Genomic DNA, 19,324 nt, shown 5'->3' on the forward strand with positions numbered 1-19,324 from the left:
TGGTACTGGTCTTCCCACCGTCGAAGCGTCTCTGGTCCGGCTCCCTCGTCCAGGCAACCATCGAAGGCATGACGATCACTTTCATCACCGGAGCCAACAAGGGCATCGGCCGCGAGACCGCCCGCCGCCTCATCGCGTGCGGTCACACCGTTCTCCTGGGAGCCCGCGACCGAGGGCGGGGTGAGGAGGCAGCCGCCGCGCTGGGCGCACGCTTCGTCCCCGTCGACGTGACCGACGACGCGTCCGTAGCCGCCGCCGCCGCGGACGTCGCCGAGCACGAGGGCAGGATCGACGTCCTGATCAACAACGCGGGGGTCCAGGGTCCCTTCGGGGATCCCGGCGACCTCACCGCCGCCGACGCCCGCGCCGTCCTCGACGTCAACGTCATCGGCGTGGTCCGCACCACCACCGCGTTCCTGCCGCTGCTGCGCCGTTCGGACGACCCCGTGATCATCAACGTCAGCAGCGGCATGGGCTCCCTCGCCTTCACCCACGACCCCGGCCGGTCCGAGTCGCACGTCGTCGTGCCGCTGTACGCCTCCTCGAAGGCGGCGCTGACGATGTTGACCACGCAGTACGCCAAAGGGCTCAAGGGCATTCGCGTCAACGCCGCCGACCCCGGCTACACCGCGACCGACATAAACGGTCACAGCGGCTCCCAGACCGTCACCGAGGGCACGGACGCGATCGTCGCCCTCGCCACCGAGGGGCCCGGTGCCGGCACCGGACGCTTCATCGACCGCCATGGCGAGATCGCCTGGTCCTGACACCGTCAGTGCCGGGTCACCGGCCCTGAAGAACAGAACGGGCCGAACGTCGAGACCGGTATGATCAGGACGTACGAGCCGGGGCCCGGCACGTCGAGACGGTAGCCGCCGTCGGGCCCGGGTGCGTGCCCTGCTCGTCATGACGAATCTTGAAGTCAACCGCTGACAGACGATCTACTCCGGAGACTGCCGCCTCCGACCAGCGTGAGAACCTCGGGAGACCGTCACGCCAGCCCTTTGACCTCTGCCTTCAAGTTGGCGGAGGCTCTGCTGGTGATGATCTGTGCGTCCGGGTGCTTGTCGAAAGACTCCACCGCCGCTGCAGCGAGGTCATCTTCGCTGGTGCAGGCAATCTCCAGTTTCCGCACCAGCGTGAGGGTCTGACGGCCCATCGCCTCCTCCACCAGCGGCAGTTGACGCATATGGGGGCGTCGGAAGACCTCGCGCAGCATCTCGGCCTCCGCGTCGATGCCGCGCTGGCGGCCGCCCCTTCTTCAGCAGCGCTCGCAACTGGGCGCGGGTGAGCCTGGCGGCCTGCCCCGGAGTGGGGGCGGCAGTCAGAATGACCAGGGTCGCGGGGACGCACAATCCATCGCGAGTGCTGAAGGCTTCCAGGGCAGAGGGGAAGTATTCGTGCAGGTGGGAGCGGGGTTTATTGCCGACCTAGGTGCGGTCCCAGACCGCGTGCTGCTGGGCGCGGGCCAGGGCCGCAATGGCCTGGGCCAGTTCGGAATCACGTGGCAACTGCCGATGGGCCGATGCACCGGTCCGCAACGCGTTGGCCAGGACCATGGAGTCCAGGTGGTCAGATTTGCGCCGGGCGACCGCGCGACGGTCACGGTAGCGGGCGGCGGCCATCGGGTTGATCGCATAGACCGGCTGTCCGGTCGCGCGCAGGCAAGCGACCAGCAGGCCGCGGGAGGTCTCGATCGAGACCGGGATGAGGCGTCCTGGCTGTCGCCGTGGGCAGCCAGGAGGTCCAGGAGCTGTTGCAGGCCCGTAGCGTTGTCGCCGATCCGGGCCTCGGCTAACAGGGCTCTGTCCTGGTCGACCAGCGCGACGTCGTGGTGGTCACTTGCCCAGTGGATCCCGCAGTAATCGCGCATGAAGTGCTGTCGCGTCTTTTCGGTTCAGGGTGCATTGCTGCTGGTCACAGCCGTGTAGGGACACGCGTCTCCCTAATGGAAGGGCTCTATGGCCCAGCATCCGATTAGCCGTTCGTGACCCCAGCTCCCCGCAGGGTCCTCAGTCTTGGCGAGCGCTCGAAGGCCCCGGGCGTCGTGAGAGGTGGTTCCTGCGGGTGGCTCGGACCACGAACACCAACGCTCTGATCATCGGACCGGATGCGATGTGGCTGCTGGAACGCGGGACCTGGGCGTCTCTGCAGAGGGCCCAACGGCCCTGGACTTAAGACATGGCTCCGACAACCAGAGCGTGGTGACGTCGGACGGTGCCGGGGACCGACTCTTCAGATAGGGATCCAATCCCAGGGCTTCTGTGCGGTTCTCCCGGCACCGAACGCTACGAACCGAGCCTCGCGGTCTTTCGAAGGAGCTATCACTCGGGATTCGGATAGTGATGACTCGCTTCGCCGCCCATTAGCATTCGGGCCTGTCAGTTCCCCCTTGCACTGTGACCAGTCCAGCTCACCGTTCCGACCGAGGTCGTCCAGCACTAGGCCGTGTCTCTTGGATCAGTTCGACTCTGTCACGCTGGGGCCGTTTGATCGGGCCGATGGTCTGCACGACACGGCTTAGGCTCGTCCCATGACAGACTCGCCACTCACCGAAGTCGAGATCGTCGAGGCCGAACAGGAACTCGGTGTGTCTTTTTCCGAGGAATACCGGGCATATCTCCGCAAGGTGAGCGCAGGTGGGGCGCTTTTCAGGCTTGAGCGGACCAGGCGTGGTTGGTGGTGGGCCGGGAACGATGAGTGGCGGCGCGAGCTGCTAGCCATTCCCTTTCCGCATCCCGACTCCTATGCCGAAGCCGACGACGAACTGATGGCGCGTGAGCCACGGGCTGAGGCGTTTGGGGACGACGCCGCGTATCGAACAGCTTGGCGTGCCTGGGACGACGAGGCCGACAAGTTCGAGCGCCTGAAGACAGCCGGTGCGATCGTCATCCAGGAGCACGGCTGCGGCTTCTCCACCCTGTTAGCCCTCGCCGGCTCACTGGCTGGCACGGTTTGGTGGGACGGACGGGCTACCTGTGACCGGATCGTCCCGCTGTCCTTGGACCACGTCGGCGGCGCCCGACCCATCCAATTCGGGGAGTGGTTGAATCACGGTTCGTGGGCTCTCTTGCCGCCGGGCTGGGGGCCATCCCTTCCACCAAATCCTGTTGTTCACCTTTAGGTTCTGTTTTCTGGTTAGCTTCGGGTCCAGATGAGGATGCCTGCGCCCGCCTGGAGGCGATGCAACGTCGCGGTCGGCTCTCACGCGTGACGTTCCGAAGCGTTATCGCGGCCGGCCCGGTCGCCATGTGCATCACCGACGCCTCCACCCCGACGCTGTCCAGGCAACCACCCCGGACACGCCCACCGCGGTGCCCACCACAACGGCGGACAACCCGAACGGCCCGGGCGGCTATGCGCAGCCATCCCCCGACGCCTGACCGCACAGCAGCACCGGCAACGAGACAAACAGGCACACCCGGCCTACGCAGCCGACGGCGCCGGGACATCGGCCCGCCCGACGCGGCCGACGATACGCAGCCGGTGACGGCGCTGCCCACCGCACCGCCCCTGGTCCCCCGCGGGGACGGCGCGCGGCCCCCACGGATGCTGCGGCCCCGGGATCTCTGAACGCCTGTTCCCGAGGCCGAATGAGATACCAGTGATCGTGATGCTCAAACAAACGACTCGTTGGATCTTCAAGGATGTGCGGACGATCGGGAGCGGCCAGGAACCGAACTGATACAGCACACGTCTCCCGCACCATGATTCCTAACGAGCGCCAGGAGCACGCGAGTCCCACCGGACCCACCTCGTCGTCCGCGGTGACTGGGGCTCGTCCGCAAGTCAACGACTACAACAGCTTCGCCGAGGCGTACACGGCCGAAAATGAAACCAACCTCATCAATGCCTACTACGAGCGGCCCGCGATGCTGCGCCTCGCCGGAGACGTGGCCGGCCGGCGGATCCTCGACGCCGGCTGCGGCTCCGGGCCCCTGTTCGCGGCGCTGCGCGACCGTGGCGCCATCGTGAGCGGCTTCGACGCGAGTGCCGGGATGCTGGAGCTGGCCCGGCGGCGGCTCGGCAACGGTGCGGACCTGCAGGTGGCCGACCTGGGCAGCCCACTTTCTTACTCCGATGACACGTTCGACGATGTAGTCGCGTCCCTGGTGCTGCACTACCTGGAGGACTGGGGGCCGGCGCTGGCCGAACTGCGACGCGTACTCAAGCCCGGCGGTCGGCTGATCACGTCCGTCGAACACCCCTTTGCCATCAACCTCATGCACCGCCAGGCCGGACGCGAGGCCGAGTACAACTATTTCGACACCACCAACTGGACCGAAGAGTGGACCATGGGCGGCCAGACCGCACTGATGAGTATCTGGCACAGGCCTCTGCACGCGATGATCGAGGCCTTCACCGGTGCCGGTTTCCGGATAACGGTCATCAGCGAGCCAGAGCCTGACCCAGCCGCCCGCGAGCTGTTCCCCGAAGTCATCGAGGCCATGCCGCGCTTCCTGTGCTTCCTGTTCTTCGTCCTGCAGGCCGACTAGGGCCTGTCCGGCGGATCAACGTTGCTTCGGCGTCGCGCGCCAGGTGAGCCGTTTCCAGCAGCAGCGATATCTGCTGGCCAGCGACCTGGCGCGGCTGCCATGATCGGCTTCATGGGCACGGATATCCATGGATTCATCGAGGTCAGGAACAGCTACATGGACAGCTCCGAGCCCGATGATGACGATGAGCCGTTCTTCCGCTGGCACCCGGCGATGGCTCTGGATCATGTCTACGAGGGCCGGTCCTATGCGGCCTTCGGCTGCCTCTTCGGCGTCCGCGGAGGGTCCTTCGAGCCGCTTGCAGCGCAGCGTGGCTTTCCGCTGGACGCCTCACGCGCTGCAACGCGGGCCTTCGAGTGGGAACGGGAGGACTCGCACAGCCCGTCATGGATCAACTGGGCGGAATTGGAAGAGGCTGACTGGGACAGCACGGAATCCATTGCGGGGTCGTCCGCGCCTGAGACACGTCTCACCCGGCGCCAGGTCGTGCGTGACGAGGACTGGAGTGACGTCTGGTCGGTAATGGCCGTGCTTGCCAAGCGACACGGGGCCGAGAACGTCCGTCTGGTGGTCTGGTTCGATAACTAAGGCTGAGCCAGCGGATCAAGACCGCAGCCAGAGTCGGATCGCTGCGACGGTGACGGTGCCGTGGAAGACGGCCGACGGAAGTCGATCCAGCCGATGGCTGAGCGCCTACCGGACGGCAACATGCAAGCGTTGCAGCAGTTAGTGAACCAGTCGCCGTGGGATCCGTTGCCGGTGCGGCGGCGGATCGCCGAGCGGTTGTGCGAGGCGATCCGCCCCGAGGTTTGGGTGGTCGACGACGTGTCGTTTCCCAAGTGCGGGCGGGCGTCGGTCGGGGTGGGCCGCCAGTATTGCGGGGCGTTGGGCAAGCGGGCGAACTGCCAGGTCGCGGTCAGCGTGCACGCCGCCACCGACACGGCATCGTGCCCGTTGGAGTGGGAGTTGTTCCTGCCCGAGGAATGGGTGCACGACGACAGGCGGCGGGAAGGGATCCCCGAAGAGGCCGGGCATGCGTCCAAGACACATCTGGCTCTGGGGCTGCTGGACCGGCTGGCCGCGTAGGGACTGCGGGTGCCGGTGATCGTGGCGGATGCCGGCTATGGCCGCAGCGTCTCTTTCCGGCTCGCGCTCGAAGAACGCAGCTGGTCGTATGTCATGGCCGTCGACCCCAAAGAGATCGGCACCCGTCGCTAGAGCTCGTAGTCCTGGGCCAGCTCTTCCCAGCGAATGTTGCGCAGCACGAGGTCGGTGTCCTTGCCCGACGGGACATCCAAGCTGGTCTGGAACCAGACCACGGTGAGAGCGGACCGGTGCAGCACCGGGTCGAGTTCCGGGGCGACCGCTATCGAGCGGAAGGCGCCGATGCAGGCCACGGAAGGCAGCACCTCAACGGGGCCGAAGGCGCCGGCAGTCTGGTCCGGGTACTCGCGGGAGGGGGGAACCAGGTGTACTGGCGTGGAGGAAAACGCGCTTTCAGCCTGCCGCTGAAGGCTCCTGACCTTCATGTCGTTGATGAGCTTGCACGGGTAGCCCTCCAGCATCCCTCCGTAGGTCGAAGACATTCGCAACTCGGTGAGCTCGATCGAACGTCCGGACGAGAGGGCTATGTGGCTCAGCGACATGCCGACACCCTACGGGCAAGATTCACTTCCGACACACGGCCTGGAGCGTCATCTCACGTGGTGAGTTTGGCGAGGTGCTTGTAGCAGATCAAGGTGTTGGCAAGGCTCAGGAAGGCGGCGTAGTGGCGGCTCTTGCGTTCGTAGCGGACGTTCAACGCCGGTAGTTGAACAGCCAGGAGATGCTGCGTTCGGCCTTCCGGCGGTAGCGGCCCAGGCGTTCGTTCGACTCGATGCCGCGTCGGGCGATCTTGAGCGTGATGTTCCGGTGCCGTAATCAGTCGCGGAGCTCGAAACAGTCGTAGCCCTTGTCCGCGCGGAGCTTGGCGGATCTGCGGCATCGGGGCCCACGGCGCGAGCGCACGGCGGGGACGGCCATGACCAGTGAATTGAGCGCAACTCAACGGCAAGACGCACATATGCAATGAAGATGGCGAATTGATGGCCTGTCGGCTGCCAATGGCGGCAACGGAAACGGCGGGCACCGGGCCGCCCGCTCGCGGGTGTTCGGTCAGTCGGGTGGGGGCGGGGCCGTGGCGGGACCTGTGAGGGTGTCGAGTCGGGTGGCGAGGTCGGGGTGGGTGGTGGTCAGGTGGGGGCGGGTGGCGTTGAGGGGGTGGATGAGGTCGGCGGGGTCGTTGTGGGCGAGGGCCGCGTGGAGTTGGCCGAGCAGGTCGCGGGCGGCGGGGGGGAGGTCGGTGAGGGCGGTGATCTGGCCGGCGAGGCGGCGCAGGTCGGCGGCGTTGCGGCGGGCCCATTCGGCTTGGGTGCGGTCGGCGGCGCGGCGTTCGCGGGTGGCCTGGACGCGTTGTTCACCGGTGGTTCCGGCGGGGCCGGGCCGGCCGCGCAGGTATCGGCGTTCGGCGGCCTGACGGCTGGCGACGCCGAGGGGGTGGGCGAGGTCGGCCCAACTGGCTCCCGCATGCCGGGCCGTTTCGATCAGGCCGGTCTCCCATCCGGCGAGCTGCTCGCGGATCTGCCGCAACAGCAGCAAGGAGGCCAAGGCCTGCTCGGCGCTGGCGGCGAGAGTGTCGGAGGTCCCCTGCCGGGCTGTGTGCAGGGCGTCGTCCATGGCGTGCAGCGCCGCCGCGGCGGCGTGGAACGAGGCCGGACTTCGGCCGTCGGCGCTGAACGCGGAAGGCTGGTCGGCTGCCGTCACGGCACCTCCCTGGGTCTGTCATCGAATGGACGACAACGTGTTTGTCATCCGCTGGATGACATGTTACAACGGTTCCAGTGAAGCGCATTGGCAGCAACTGCCCGAACCTGCTGGAGGTGTTTTCACGATGTTGATGCGCACTGACCCCTTCCGTGAGCTGGACCGGCTGGCGCAGCAGCTGATGGGCCCGGGCACCTGGTCTCGGCCGTCCCCGATGCCGATGGACGCCTACCGCGAGGGCGACCGGTACGTGGTGGCCTTCGACCTTCCTGGCGTCAGCGCGGACGCGATCGACATCGACGTCGAGCGGAACATGCTCACCGTCAAGGCCGAGCGCCGGCCCGTGTCGAAAGCCGACGACGTGCAGATGGAACTGTCGGAGCGGCCGCTGGGTATCTTCTCCCGCCAGATCGTGCTGGCCGACACGCTGGACACCGAGCACATCGAGGCCGATTACGAGGCCGGGGTGCTCACCCTGCGGATCCCGATCGCGGAACGCGCCAAGCCCCGCAAGATCTCCATCGGCGGCGAATCCGGCCGCAGGGAGATCTCCGGCTGACCCGAGGGCGACAAGGCCCGAACAACGGCGGAGGGCGGTGGCACTGATCTCCCCCTTCTCCCGTCCTCCGCACCCCATCGACCGAAGAAGGTGGCGGCGGTGACTCTGCGACGCGAGGCGTTCCTCGACCGGGTGAAGGAACGCGGTGAGTACGACAGCCTGCAGGAAGCAGAACGCGCGTCTCGTGTGGTGCTCGCCCTGCTGGGGGCGCACCTGGTCGGCGAGGTGCGCGCCCAGCTCGCGGCGCGCCTGCCGGAGGGCTTCGCCCTGATCCTGCTCAACCCGCTGCAGAGCGCCGAGCCGCTGCCACCGGAGCGGTTCGTCCGGGCGACGGCGGCCTGGATCGAGGGGGCCACCGAGCAGACCGCGGCCTGGGACGTCAGCGCCGTCCTCAGCACCGCCGCCGACGCGGCCGGTGACGACCTGCTGGGGCAGATCCTGCTCCAGCTCCCCGCGGGCTACGACCTCCTCTTCGGACGCCCCCAGCCCGCCTGACCACCCACGCACTCCCGGTGACCACCGTCCCGGCGAGAGAAAGGCAGTCCCACCAAGTGTTCCCCGACCCGCACTTCCCGGTGCATCCTGTGCCCGCCCCGTCGTACGAACAGATGCTGGAGAAGGTCCGCTACGAAGGCGCCTACCCCACCCGCGAGCGGGCCGATGAGGCCATCCGTCTTGTCGTCGCGGGACTCGGGCGCCAGCTGACGGGCGACGAGCGCGTCGAGCTCGCCGCCCGTCTCCCCTTCGAAGCCGCATGCCTCCTCACCGCTCAGATCCCCGAGGCCCGGCCCCTGACCGGCTGGGCCTTCGTCAAGGACCTCGCCGCCCGCGCCGAAGCCTCCCTGGCCACCACCCGCTGGGACACCGGAGCCGTCTTCGCCGCCGTCGCCGCCCTGGCCGGCCCCGACCTCGTCACCCGCATCCTGCGCCAGCTCCCTTCCGGGTTCGCGCTGCTGTTCGGCCGCGCCGAACTCACCCCCGCCGCCTGAGCGCAGCGTGCCCATCCGGCGCCGGGCGCGTCGGTCACGATGACGCGTACACGGGGTGCGAAGACCCCACGGGACTCGTACCGCGGGTGCCGTAGCCGCGATACCCGTTCCCCCTTCCCGGCCATCGATCGAAGCCCTGGTCCACCCGGGACCAGGGCTTCGTGCTGCAACCGCACGACCCACGCGAGATCTGGTCCGCGGGTGCCGGACCGCCGACGACGGGCCGGCGGCTCTTCGTCCTGCGCGGCCTGTTGCCTGGCGACGCGCTCGCCCCTCCCCCGGGCTGTCACCACGGAGAGGGGCGGGAACCGCTCGTGCACCCGTTCCGCAGCACGCCTCGCCTGCGGGACGGGGCACGCCCAGCATGCTCACTGTGCGACCCGTTCCCGAAGATCGAGGGCGGCGGGTACAGGGCTGCAGCTCATCGAGGACGGCATCCACCTCGTCGTCGCGGCACTCCTCGTACTGCTCGCGGGGCTCCTGACCTCGGAGTCGTCCACGACGTCATCACGCCGGTCCAAGGCCCGTACCGCGAGGACACGGTCGTTCTCTCCGCCCTGGACAACGGCCTGGGGCTGTTCATCGTGGCCGAACTGCTCCACACCGTCCGCCTCTCCATCAGGAACCAGACCCTCGATGCGGAGCCGTTCCTCGTCGTCGGCCTTATTGCCGGCATCCGCAAGGTGCTCATCGTGACAGCCGAGGCGGAGAAGACCTTCCGGTGGAACGTCGAAGGGATCGAACTGCTCATCCTGGCGGGGCTGATCCTCGTGATGGCGACACCGGCGTACGTGTGGCGGCTCTCGACAACGGCCGGGAGACTACATCCCGCTCCAGGAGACGCGGCGCTCCCCGTCGCCGGATCCGTCACCCACCCCCGTGCGCGGGTCCTGATCCGTCACCTTCCGCCGCCATGGCCGCCCGCACCCGCTGCTCCTCGCGAGCAGAGCCGACGTCCCGTTCCACGGGTGTGCGACTCACGGCCGTCGCGAGGTCTTCCAAGGCCCGTTTTTGCAGTTCCGCCTCGCGCCGCACGACCGGGCTCCGGTTGCCGGCGGCAGCGTCCTCCCACGCGTGGAGCGCCTCCTCCACGCGCCCCCAGTCCGGATTCCTGTGCTCGCGCACGTCGACCGCTGCCTTCGCGGTGTCCGTCTCGAGGGCCTCGGCGAACCGCTCCGCCGCGGGGACGAAACGACTGTCGGCCCGCGGGACGTGGCTCTCCATGAGCATCGCCGCCCGGCCGAACCCCTTGAGCGCCTCCTGCGCCTCCTGGGCCTCGCGCGACGTCAGACCCCTGGGGCGGACCGGTTCCTGCCTTGCCCGGTCGTATGCCTCCTGCCAGGCGGCACGTGCCTCCCTGCTCGCCAGCAGTGCCCTGCGCATGTCGGCGTGATGCTCCCGGGTCGGTTCGGCGTAGTTGCGGAGCACCGCGGCCGCGTAGCGGCCGTTGGCGGCGAGCCAGTCCGCAAGCCGGCCCGGCAGCCGGGGTGTCTCCCACGCGGGGAACACCACGTAGGCCAGCATGGCCAGGGCCCCGCCGAGCAGGGTGAGCACCACCCGCTCCGGGACCGTCTGCTCCCACGCCTGGCCGCCCATGCCGAGCAGGAAGACGACGTATGCGGCAGTGAAGCACTGGGAGTAGGCGTAGCCGGTACGGATCAGCGTGTACGACAGGCCCGCCGAGACCACCGCCAGCGCGCCGAACACATGGGCGTCCGGGCCCAGGGCCCGCACCATCCCGGTGGCGAGCGCGACCCCCGCCAGGGTCCCGGCGAGACGGGCCACCGCACGCGCGTACGTCCGGTGGAAGTCCGGCCGCATCACCATCACGGAGGCGATGGGCGCCCAGTAGCCGTGGCCCAGGGGGAGCCGAGCGGCGATCAGATAGCCGAGCGTGGCCACCGCCGCCAGGCGGACGGCGTGCCGGAACACGGGCGAGTCCCGGCGGAGCTCACGGCGGACCGCCCGGACGACGACCGGGACCAGCCGGAACATGGTCGGGCGCACCAGGAGCTGGGCGCCCGCGGGGCCGGGCGGCGTGGGCGTCCTCCCGTGTGCGCCGCCGCACCCGGCGATCTCCAACGCCTCGCCGAGCAGTTCCACGAGCCGCTCGGCGGCCTGCCGCGCGGGGCCCTCCAGAACCTCGTGCTCCTCGTCGACACGCAGGACGTCCGTGCTCCCGGGCGGCACCTCGGCGGGAGTGCCGCGGCGGATCGAACGGGCGGCCGCGTCCAGGACGTCGGCGGCCGCGTCGAGCAACTCCCGAGCGCGGTCCCGCCCGGGTCCCTCCGCCGGGGCGCCGACGTCCGGGTCGGCGAGCGCGGCGACGACCGGCCGGATGCGCTCGGCGAGCCCCCGGGGTCCGTGGAGGACAGGGGGACGGGTGCGGGCCTGGGACGGCGTCACGGCGGCCGCGTCCCGGGCCGTCATCAACGGCTCCGGGTCGAACGGGGCGGTCGGGTCGTGCCGCAGCCGGCGCGCGTAGTCCGCCACGGCGGCCAGGGCGTCGGCGAGCGCGTCACGATGCGCCCCCCAACGGCGGATCGGGAACAGCAGGATCAGCACGGCCTGTGCCACGCCCCCGAGCGCGATGACCCCGGCGTGCTCCAGGGCTCGTCCGACGCTCGTGGGCAGGGTGATGGTCACCAGCATGCTGCCGACCGTCGTCGCTGCGACGATCCCAGCGGTGGATCCGACGGCCCACGCCATCCCCGCGACAAAGGCCCACACGGCCAGCAGTGGGAGGAACGTCACGAGTCGCCCCGCCGCCAGGTAGCCCACGAAGGTGCTGAGCGCCAGCCCCGCACCCGCGCCGAGCGCGATCACCTTGCGTGGACGCCAGGTGCGCTGGAAGGTGGCCCCACCCGCGGAGTACGCACCGAGGGCGGCGGACGCGGCATACGCAGGAGAGACCAGCCACAGCGCCGGCCCGACGACGATCGCCACCCCAGCGGCCGTGCGCAGCGCGAGCAGGGGCTCCAGCCGCGTCTCCTCGATCGTGAGCCCGGATCGGACGACCTCCCCGAAGGTCCGCAGCCACGTCACGGGTGTGAGCCTAGCCGGAACACCCTGCCGGGTCGCATCGGCCTGGTCGAGGTGCGGCAGCCGTCGGGCAAGGAAGCCTCCCACAGGCCCCGCGAACAGGCCGGGGGCCACAGCCGCTGGGCCGGGTGCGGCCACCGCGGACACTGCTGAGCGTCCTACCGGGCCAAAGCGCGGGCAATCGCCGTTGGATCAGGTCCGACCGGAGCGCGGGCGAACGCCCCTGGCCCCGGCCGGAGTGCGGGCCGATCGCCGCCCGCCGGTTTCCTCCGGACCGGTCCGGAGGAAACCGGCGGCACAGCGTCCCCGGATCGCCTACCGCTTGTGGCCGTTCCCGTGTCCGTTCGGATGCAGGACCACCTTGGTCCAGCCCTCGTCACGGGCGTCGAAGTGCTCGTAGGCGGTGGGGGCCTCGTCCAGGCTGAGTTCGTGGGAGACGACGAAGCTCGGCTTCGCCTTCTCTCCGGCGATCAGATCCCGCAGCGCCCGGTTGTACCTCTTCACCGGCGCCTGCCCGGTGCCCATGTGCTGGCCCTTGAACCACATCATGCCGAAGTCGATCGGGACCTTGCCCTGCGCCTCCAGCTCCCCCTGGGCCTCCGCGCCGCCGGGGTCCTGGGGCAGGAACACGCCCACCACACCGATGTCGCCGGTGAACCTGACCGAGTCGATCAGGCCGTTGAGCGTGAGGCTGGCGTCCTCGTGTCCCTTGGGGTCGTGCGCCTGGTATCCGACGCACTCACAGCCGTTGTCGGCGCCCAGACCGAGGGTGGCCTCCTTGACGACCTCCGCCGGCTCCTGCTCGGCGGAGTTGATCGGGATGGCCCCGATCTCCTCCGCCTTGCGCAGCCGGTCGGGCTGGTGGTCGGCCACCCAGACGCGCCCGGCGCCCTTGAGGACGGCGGAGTAGGCCGCCATCAGCCCGACGGGGCCGGCCCCGAAGACGATCGTCTGGTCGCCCGGTTTGACGTGGGCCATCTCGGTGGCGTGATAGCCGGTGGGGAAGATGTCGGCGAGCATCACGTAGTCGGTCTGCCGCTCGGCGGCGTCCTCACCCAGACGCAGCGCGTTGAAGTCGCCGTAGGGCACGCGCAGCAGTTCCGCCTGGCCGCCCTGGTAGGGGCCCATGTCGGCGAATCCGTAGGCGGCTCCGGCGAGGGCCGGTTCCGGCTGCATGGTCAGGCAGTAGTTGGTCAGACCCCGCTCGCACTGCTTGCAGAAGCCGCAGGCGATGTTGAAGGGCAGAACCACATACTCGCCGACCTGGACCTTGCGGACGGCCGAGCCGACCTCCACGACCTGGCCCATGTTCTCGTGTCCCAGGGTGCGGCCGGACTCGAACGAGGTGCGGCCCTCGTACATGTGCAGGTCCGAACCGCAGATGTTGGTGGTGGTGATCTTGACGATGATGTCGCAGGGGTGTTCGATCTTCGCGTCCGGTACGTCCTTCACAGTGACCGTTCGCGGGCCTTCATATACCGCTGCTTTCATGATCGCTTCCTTCGGTGCCGCGGCGTGACCGCAGCACGGGTGCGATGGAGACGGCCTACAGAGCCTGACTCCCGGGAGTTGGTGCGACGGGTTCGGCGGCTCCGGCACGCCTCTGTGGGCCGTTCACCCGGTTCGGGTGGAACGGTGGTGCAGCCGCGGGCTTGCCCGGCGGAGCTTCGGCGCTCCGGCGGCGTGCCTTCCGAGTCCCCGTCGGCCCCCGACGCGAAACAGCCACGCACCGATCGATCAGCGGATTCTTCGAACGCGGACGACCACCAACCACCAACCACCAGTCACCAATCGCCAATCACCGATCACCGATCACCGATCACCGATCACCGATCACCGATCACCGATCACCGATCACCGACGAATCTCCGACTCAGGTCGCCAGTTGGTCACCGTCGTCGTCCTGGAGCAGGTGGCGGCGTTCCTGTTCGCGCTTGGAGTAGGCGGCTGCCCGGATCGCCTCGTCGCTTTCCAAGCCCGATCCCAGCGCGCCGCCCACCGTGGCAACCGAAGCGACGAACCAGGACAACGTCCAGTATTCCGCGGCGTGCAGCGGGGTTCGTGTTGTGGAGGCGAAAACTTGGCCGTTGAGAATGAACAGGGCCCACACCAAGTTGATGACGATCAAACCCGCGTAGCAGACGAGCACCCCGATACCCACGGTCATGACCGTCGAGGCGTTGTAGAGCCTCGCCCTCTGCCTCGCCTCCCGCGAGGCCTCTGCCGATCGATGCCACAGCTGCGCGTCCACGATCAGCCAGCCGATCATGAGTGCGACGGACCCGACCGTGGCGATCACGAGGCGCGGCACGCTCAGGGACTCGGCCAGGTTCCAGATGGTGGAGTTCACGGTGGCGACCGCCCCCGTGGCGAGTGCGGCCGCGAGGGCTTTCGACAAGCCCGGCACCAACCGCCACGGCCGGTTGGCGCGGACCATACCGACGAGCACCCTCAGGTAACCGCGCGGCCCGCTGACGACGTACCGAAGATCAGCGGTCTCCTCCTCACCGACCGGGCCCGGGTGAATAGGCGCGAGACGGCTGACGAAGGGCCCGAGAAGCGGCTGACTCTCCGGAGGCCCCTCCCCCGCGGTGGCTCGCGGGGCCGCCAAACTGAGCACGGCTTCTTCCACGGCCCGCCGGGCTCTCGTCTGCAGACGCAAGCCTCCCAGCGGAGGAAGAGACAGCAGGGCCAAGCCGTGTTCGTGACTCAGATCCACAACGAGCTTGCGCCCGTGTGAGTGCAGCGGAAGGTCGGTGAGGGCCACGACGATGTCCCAGCTCTCCGCTCTTCCGCGGTCCATGATCCGGCGCATCAGGGTGGGCGGGTCCTCGGTCCCTGTGGTGAAGGGCTCACTGACCACCTCGATGTCGAACCGTCGTCCCTGGCCTGACTTGTCGGCGAGCCGAGTGGGAAGTATCCGGGCCATGCGCTGCGCGATCTCCGTGGGCGCGTCGGGATCCGCCAGGAGAGCCACGACCGTAACGCCCTGAGACGACACCCGCATGACTCCTTCTCGTCGGCTGCCCCCGCGATCGCCCGTGCCCACAGGATGCCCCCGAGGTATCGCCGACGCCGCTTGACACGCTGGCCCCTGACAGCAAGCAGGTGCAGGCAGTGCGGTCAGATCTCCTCGTCCTCCCCGCGGAGGGCCCGCTCAACCACCGGGCCACGGTTGCGTGCGCCACCGCGAACACCCGCTCCGCGCCACCCCGGTCGGCACCGCACGCCGCGCCACCAGCCACCCCGGGGGCAGGCGAAAGCACCGACTGGTTCGGGGGATCCCCAGCCGGGGCCGATCGAGAGTGGGCGCGAAGGGCGGTCGCCTCGCGGCGGGGGCTCCATAAGGCTTCAGCCGAACGATCGTCCTCATGGGCAAAGGGTGAGGCCCGGGGACACAGTTCCCTTCACGCCCACATATGTATCAACGGTGAGGCACCCTCGAATGTTCCCTGGAAGCGGCTCATACCGGGATTCTCCGGATGCTCGTGTGAGGAGGGTCCGGTGACGGCGGCTGTCGCGCGGTTCCCGGCGCGATCAGGTAATCAGGAACGGTGAACAAGGACGCGACCGACCCCTTCGTGCATGTCCGGGGCGCCAGTGAGAACAACCTGCGGAACATCGATGTCGACGTTCCGCGGGACGCGATGGTCGCCTTCACCGGCGTCTCCGGTTCGGGCAAGTCCTCGCTCGCGTTCGGCACGCTCTACGCGGAGGCCCAGCGGCGCTACTTCGAGTCCGTAGCACCGTACGCCCGAAGGCTGTTGCAACAGGTCGGCGCACCGCACGTACAGGAAATCACCGGACTGCCACCGGCCGTGGCCCTCCAGCAGCGACGCGGGTCGCCCAGCTCGCGCTCGACGGTCGGCACCATCACCACGCTGTCCAATCTGCTGCGCATGCTGTACTCCCGCGCCGGCACCTATCCGCCCGGGGCCACACGGCTGGAAGCCGAGTCGTTCTCACCCAACACCGCGGCCGGCGCCTGCCCGGAGTGCCACGGACTGGGCGTCGTGCACGACGTCGCCGAGGACCTGCTCGTCCCGGACCCCTCGCTGAGCATCCGCGAGGGGGCGATCGCCGCCTGGCCGGGCGCCTGGCAGGGCGCCAACCTGCGCAGTGTCGTGAACGGCCTGGGAATCGACATCGACCGACCGTGGCGCAGGCTCAGGAAGAAGGACCGGGACTGGCTGCTGTACACGGACGAGCAGCCCTCCGTGTACATCGAACCGGAGGAGGACCGCATCGACTACGGCTACCAGGGCAAGTTCTGGAGCGCCCGCAAGCACGTCATGCACGTCCTCGCCGACTCCAAGAGCGAGAAGATGCGCGAACGGGCGCTCCGGTTCGTCAGGAGTGTGCCCTGCCCCGAGTGTCACGGCAGCGGACTGCGGCCCGAGGCGCTCGCCGTGACCTTCGCCGGACGTTCCATCGCCGAGATCAACGCGATGCCGCTCACCGAGGTCGTGGCGCTGCTGCGGCCCGTCGCGGGGCGGTCCGGGGCCGACGCCACCACGTCGACCGCCCGATCCGGGGAGACGACCGAGGTCGCGGTCCGGATCTGCGGCGATCTGGTCGCACGGGTCCACGTACTGCTCGACCTGGGCCTCGGATATCTCAGTCTCGGGCGCCGCTCGACGACCCTGTCGCCCGGCGAGGCGCAGCGCCTGCGGATCGCCACCCAGCTGCGCTCGGGGCTGTTCGGCGTCGTCTACGTCCTCGACGAACCTTCCGCGGGCCTGCACCCGGCTGACACGGAACCGCTGCTGGACGTGCTGGACCGCCTCAAGGCGGCGGGCAACTCGCTGTTCGTCGTGGAGCACGACATGGATGTCGTACGGCGGGCGGACTGGGTGGTCGACATCGGCCCCGGCGCGGGCGAGGGCGGCGGACGCGTGCTGTACAGCGGCCCGGTCGCCGGTCTTGAGCGGGTCCGGGAGTCGGCCACGAGCCAGTACCTGTTCGGGCGCGCCCAGCCGCTCGATCACCGCCCGCGCACACCGCACGGCTGGCTGCACCTGAGCGGCGTCTCCCGCCACAATCTGCACGACGTGTCCGTCGGCGTACCGCTCTGCGTACTGACGGCGGTGACGGGCGTGTCCGGTTCCGGAAAGTCGACCCTGGTGACGCAGGTGCTCGCCGAGGTCGTCCGCGGCCACCTCGGAATCGCACCCGAGGAGCCCGACGAGGCGCAGCTGGAGGTCGACGTCCAGGACGCGTCGGGGGTCGAGTCGTTCGACCGGCTGGTCCTGGTCGACCAACGGCCCATCGGCCGAACTCCTCGGTCCAACCTGGCCACGTACACGGGGATGTTCGACGCGGTGCGCAAGCTGTACGCGGCGACGGACGAGGCCAGGGCGCGCGGCTACTCGGCCGGGCGGTTCTCCTTCAACGTGCCCGAAGGGCGGTGCGAGACCTGCCAGGGCGAAGGATTCGTCGCGGTGGAACTGCTCTTCCTGCCCGGCACCTACGCGCCGTGCCCGACCTGCGGGGGCGCCCGGTACAACGCCGAAACGCTGGAAGTCACCTACCACGGCAAGAACATCGCGGAAGTGCTGGCGCTCTCCGTCGACGCCGCCGCCGAGTTCCTGTCCGGCGTCCCGGCCGCCTCCCGCAGTCTGGAGACGTTGCGCGAGGTGGGACTTGGGTACCTGCGGCTGGGCCAGCCCGCGACGGAACTGAGCGGTGGTGAGGCGCAACGCATCAAACTGGCCACCGAACTGCAGCGAGCCCGCCGCGGGCACGCGCTCTACCTGCTCGACGAGCCGACGGCGGGGCTGCACCCCTCGGACATCGCGCTGCTGCTACGACAGTTGCACCGGCTCGTCGACGCCGGCAACACGGTCGTCCTCGTCGAGCACGACCTGGACACCATCGCCACCGCCGACTGGGTCATCGACCTCGGGCCGGGCGGCGGCGACGCGGGCGGGCGGGTGGTCGCGGCGGGCCCGCCGGCCAAGGTGGCGAGGGCCCGCCGCAGCGCCACCGCGCCCTACCTCGCGGCCCGGCTCGCGCGCTCCTGACAACGGCGCGAGGGGCTGAGCACCGGTCAGCCGGGTTCCGGGCGCAGGGGTCGCGCGTCGCCCTGCTGCGTTCCAGCTTGTCGCGGACATCGCTCGCGACGTATCCCGTCTGGGCCCACTCCGCCGGGTCAGCCGGGCATGGGGTGGTGCGCCCGGGCGAACTGCTCCACGACGGCGGCGCAGAAGGCGGGCAGGTCGGCCGGGCTGCGGCTGGTGACCAACTGTCCGTCGACCACCACCTCCTGGTCGGCTACGACCTCCGCGCCGGCGTTGCGCAGGTCGGTACGGATGCTGGGCCAGGACGTCAGGCGGCGGCCGCGCACGGCGTCGGCTTCCGCCAGGGTCCACGGGCCGTGGCAGATCGATGCGACCGGTTTCCCGCTGGCCATGAAGTCCTTGACGAACCGCACCGCGTCGCGGTCCATGCGCAGTTGGTCAGGGTTCACGGTGCCGCCGGGCAGGAGGAGGGCGTGGTAGTCGTCGACGGAGGCGTCGGCGACCAGGCGGTCCACGGGAAAGGTTCCGGCCGCGTTGAGGTCGAACTGGCGGGCCTGGATCTCGCCGGGGTGGAGCGAGACGATCTCGGTCTTCGCCCCTGCGCCCTGCAGCGCACCGCGCGGCTGGTCGAGTTCCACGCGCTCGACGCCGTCGGTGGCCAGAATCCCCACCCGCATCCCCTGGAGTTCCTGTGTCATGGTACGGCTCCCTTCACGCGTCGCTGGTTGTCGGACGCGAGCGGTTGGGACACCCGGCAGAGCCTGTCCGCATCCTTTTTTCCGGACCGGCGACTGCAAGGCCCGGCCGAAGGCGCCCCGAGCGCATGTCTGCGCGCGGTCGGTGAAAGCTGCCGTCCGAGTGAGGACGACCTTCGTCCCGCCGTCGTCGCGGTCGTCGAAGGGCCGGCAGCTTTCATGACTTTCCCTCGGGTCAGAGCATCGCGGGACGAGACGGACCCTCGAAACGACCTTCCGGGTCAGGGGCCGTTACGTGGAGGCAAGGGGATGTGATTTTCCTGGCGTCGGCCAAGGCCAACGGCAGGGATACCGTCGAACCGTGGGACCTCCCGATCACCAAGGGCCTCCAGGAGAGCATCCACCGGTTCTGGCGGCTCGACGAGGATGTCGAGTTGGTTACCCGGTCGAGATTCGCAGAGCCCCCTGCTGAGCGCCTCCGCACCCCAGGCCGAAAAAGGCCACCCCCTCTTCCCCTGGCAGAGCAGCATGAAGTGCGCAGGCGTCCCTTGGCCAGCCGTCGGTCCGTCTGTCCGTCCGTCCGTCCGTCCGTCCGTCCACAGGAGGCTGCACGGCCCACATGAGGCTGCACGGCGTTGCAACGCCTCGAACGAGAATGCTGACCGGACGACACGACCAGTCCGGGGAAGCGGGACTGTATGGGGGCACCCGCATGAGGGCA

The 19,324-nt window shown here is 69.2% G+C and carries 15 protein-coding genes and 3 pseudogenes; 11 read left to right on the forward strand and 7 right to left on the reverse strand.

What is annotated here, in order from left to right:
* The first annotated feature begins 68 nt into the window (after positions 1-68).
* On the forward strand, positions 69-767 hold the full coding sequence (locus tag ACZ4N4_RS27595) for an SDR family NAD(P)-dependent oxidoreductase (RefSeq protein WP_467593371.1): 699 nt from the start codon (positions 69-71) through the stop codon (positions 765-767).
* A gap of 269 nt (positions 768-1,036) precedes the next feature.
* Here the strand turns inward: ACZ4N4_RS27595 and ACZ4N4_RS27600 are convergent.
* Positions 1,037-1,873 (reverse strand): annotated as a pseudogene (locus ACZ4N4_RS27600) (IS110 family transposase); the annotation flags it as partial.
* 660 nt (positions 1,874-2,533) lie between these two features.
* Between ACZ4N4_RS27600 and ACZ4N4_RS27605 the strand changes: the two are divergent.
* The 4 genes and pseudogenes from ACZ4N4_RS27605 to ACZ4N4_RS27620 form a co-directional block, all read left to right on the forward strand.
* A complete protein-coding gene (locus ACZ4N4_RS27605; protein ID WP_467593375.1) occupies positions 2,534-3,124 on the forward strand; it encodes an SMI1/KNR4 family protein in 591 nt (196 codons plus the stop codon).
* Between the two features lie 583 nt (positions 3,125-3,707).
* Entirely contained in the window at positions 3,708-4,496 is a 789-nt protein-coding gene (locus tag ACZ4N4_RS27610; RefSeq protein ID WP_467593378.1) for a class I SAM-dependent methyltransferase, read from the forward strand.
* A gap of 99 nt (positions 4,497-4,595) precedes the next feature.
* Positions 4,596-5,084 carry a hypothetical protein gene (locus tag ACZ4N4_RS27615; protein WP_467593384.1) on the forward strand — a complete coding sequence of 163 codons (489 nt, stop codon included), beginning with the start codon at positions 4,596-4,598 and terminating at the stop codon, positions 5,082-5,084.
* A 30-nt stretch (positions 5,085-5,114) separates the two neighbouring features.
* Positions 5,115-5,684, forward strand: a pseudogene (locus tag ACZ4N4_RS27620) (IS701 family transposase); the annotation flags it as partial.
* Between the two features lie 26 nt (positions 5,685-5,710).
* Here ACZ4N4_RS27620 and ACZ4N4_RS27625 read toward each other — a convergent pair.
* Both ACZ4N4_RS27625 and ACZ4N4_RS27630 read right to left on the reverse strand, forming a co-directional pair.
* Complete coding sequence (locus tag ACZ4N4_RS27625) at positions 5,711-6,142, reverse strand: hypothetical protein (RefSeq protein WP_467593387.1); 432 nt, start codon at positions 6,140-6,142, stop codon at positions 5,711-5,713.
* A gap of 508 nt (positions 6,143-6,650) precedes the next feature.
* Positions 6,651-7,298 (reverse strand): type III effector protein, encoded by a 648-nt coding sequence (locus ACZ4N4_RS27630; RefSeq protein WP_467593390.1) that lies wholly within the window; start codon positions 7,296-7,298, stop codon positions 6,651-6,653.
* A gap of 127 nt (positions 7,299-7,425) precedes the next feature.
* Here ACZ4N4_RS27630 and ACZ4N4_RS27635 point away from each other — a divergent pair, with 127 nt between their 5' ends.
* The 4 genes and pseudogenes from ACZ4N4_RS27635 to ACZ4N4_RS27650 form a co-directional block, all read left to right on the forward strand.
* Entirely contained in the window at positions 7,426-7,857 is a 432-nt protein-coding gene (locus ACZ4N4_RS27635; protein WP_467594309.1) for an Hsp20/alpha crystallin family protein, read from the forward strand.
* A 99-nt stretch (positions 7,858-7,956) separates the two neighbouring features.
* The gene (locus ACZ4N4_RS27640; RefSeq protein ID WP_453579546.1) at positions 7,957-8,352 is read left to right on the forward strand and encodes a DUF2267 domain-containing protein; all 396 of its coding nucleotides are present in this window, start codon (positions 7,957-7,959) and stop codon (positions 8,350-8,352) included.
* A 113-nt stretch (positions 8,353-8,465) separates the two neighbouring features.
* Positions 8,466-8,846: a DUF2267 domain-containing protein gene (locus ACZ4N4_RS27645; protein WP_453579647.1), complete on the forward strand. Its 381-nt coding sequence runs from the start codon at positions 8,466-8,468 to the stop codon at positions 8,844-8,846.
* Between the two features lie 584 nt (positions 8,847-9,430).
* Positions 9,431-9,586, forward strand: a pseudogene (locus ACZ4N4_RS27650) (phosphate-starvation-inducible PsiE family protein); the annotation flags it as partial.
* A 127-nt stretch (positions 9,587-9,713) separates the two neighbouring features.
* Here ACZ4N4_RS27650 and ACZ4N4_RS27655 read toward each other — a convergent pair.
* From ACZ4N4_RS27655 to ACZ4N4_RS27665, 3 genes are all read right to left on the reverse strand, one after another.
* Positions 9,714-11,891 (reverse strand): FUSC family protein, encoded by a 2,178-nt coding sequence (locus tag ACZ4N4_RS27655; RefSeq protein ID WP_467593395.1) that lies wholly within the window; start codon positions 11,889-11,891, stop codon positions 9,714-9,716.
* Positions 11,892-12,203: 312 nt separating this feature from the next.
* Complete coding sequence (locus tag ACZ4N4_RS27660) at positions 12,204-13,379, reverse strand: glutathione-independent formaldehyde dehydrogenase (protein WP_467593399.1); 1,176 nt, start codon at positions 13,377-13,379, stop codon at positions 12,204-12,206.
* Between the two features lie 382 nt (positions 13,380-13,761).
* The gene (locus ACZ4N4_RS27665) at positions 13,762-14,895 is read right to left on the reverse strand and encodes a hypothetical protein (RefSeq protein ID WP_467593404.1); all 1,134 of its coding nucleotides are present in this window, start codon (positions 14,893-14,895) and stop codon (positions 13,762-13,764) included.
* Between the two features lie 547 nt (positions 14,896-15,442).
* On the opposite strand from ACZ4N4_RS27665, the gene uvrA reads away from it, so the two are divergent.
* Positions 15,443-17,911, forward strand: a complete 2,469-nt coding sequence (gene uvrA / locus ACZ4N4_RS27670; protein WP_467593409.1) for an excinuclease ABC subunit UvrA — start codon at positions 15,443-15,445, stop codon at positions 17,909-17,911.
* A gap of 128 nt (positions 17,912-18,039) precedes the next feature.
* On the opposite strand, the gene ACZ4N4_RS27675 is transcribed toward uvrA, so the two are convergent.
* Complete coding sequence (locus tag ACZ4N4_RS27675; protein ID WP_467593412.1) at positions 18,040-18,606, reverse strand: type 1 glutamine amidotransferase domain-containing protein; 567 nt, start codon at positions 18,604-18,606, stop codon at positions 18,040-18,042.
* 308 nt (positions 18,607-18,914) lie between these two features.
* On the opposite strand from ACZ4N4_RS27675, the gene ACZ4N4_RS27680 reads away from it, so the two are divergent.
* Complete coding sequence (locus tag ACZ4N4_RS27680; protein WP_467593415.1) at positions 18,915-19,226, forward strand: DUF1931 family protein; 312 nt, start codon at positions 18,915-18,917, stop codon at positions 19,224-19,226.
* Positions 19,227-19,324: the final 98 nt, after the last annotated feature.

The organism is Streptomyces sp. NPDC026538 (genome assembly GCF_055567535.1).

Excerpts from the sequence above, each read along its gene's own strand:
- ACZ4N4_RS27610 (WP_467593378.1), top strand. The coding sequence starts at position 3,708 with ATGATTCCTAACGAGCGCCAGGAGCACGCGAGTCCCACCGGACCCACC.
- ACZ4N4_RS27665 (WP_467593404.1), bottom strand. The coding sequence starts at position 14,895 with ATGCGGGTGTCGTCTCAGGGCGTTACGGTCGTGGCTCTCCTGGCGGAT.
- ACZ4N4_RS27660 (WP_467593399.1), bottom strand. The coding sequence starts at position 13,379 with ATGAAAGCAGCGGTATATGAAGGCCCGCGAACGGTCACTGTGAAGGAC.
- ACZ4N4_RS27605 (WP_467593375.1), top strand. The coding sequence starts at position 2,534 with ATGACAGACTCGCCACTCACCGAAGTCGAGATCGTCGAGGCCGAACAG.
- ACZ4N4_RS27645 (WP_453579647.1), top strand. The coding sequence starts at position 8,466 with ATGCTGGAGAAGGTCCGCTACGAAGGCGCCTACCCCACCCGCGAGCGG.
- ACZ4N4_RS27615 (WP_467593384.1), top strand. The coding sequence starts at position 4,596 with ATGATCGGCTTCATGGGCACGGATATCCATGGATTCATCGAGGTCAGG.
- ACZ4N4_RS27675 (WP_467593412.1), bottom strand. The coding sequence starts at position 18,606 with ATGACACAGGAACTCCAGGGGATGCGGGTGGGGATTCTGGCCACCGAC.
- ACZ4N4_RS27625 (WP_467593387.1), bottom strand. The coding sequence starts at position 6,142 with ATGTCGCTGAGCCACATAGCCCTCTCGTCCGGACGTTCGATCGAGCTC.
- ACZ4N4_RS27595 (WP_467593371.1), top strand. The coding sequence starts at position 69 with ATGACGATCACTTTCATCACCGGAGCCAACAAGGGCATCGGCCGCGAG.
- ACZ4N4_RS27635 (WP_467594309.1), top strand. The coding sequence starts at position 7,426 with ATGTTGATGCGCACTGACCCCTTCCGTGAGCTGGACCGGCTGGCGCAG.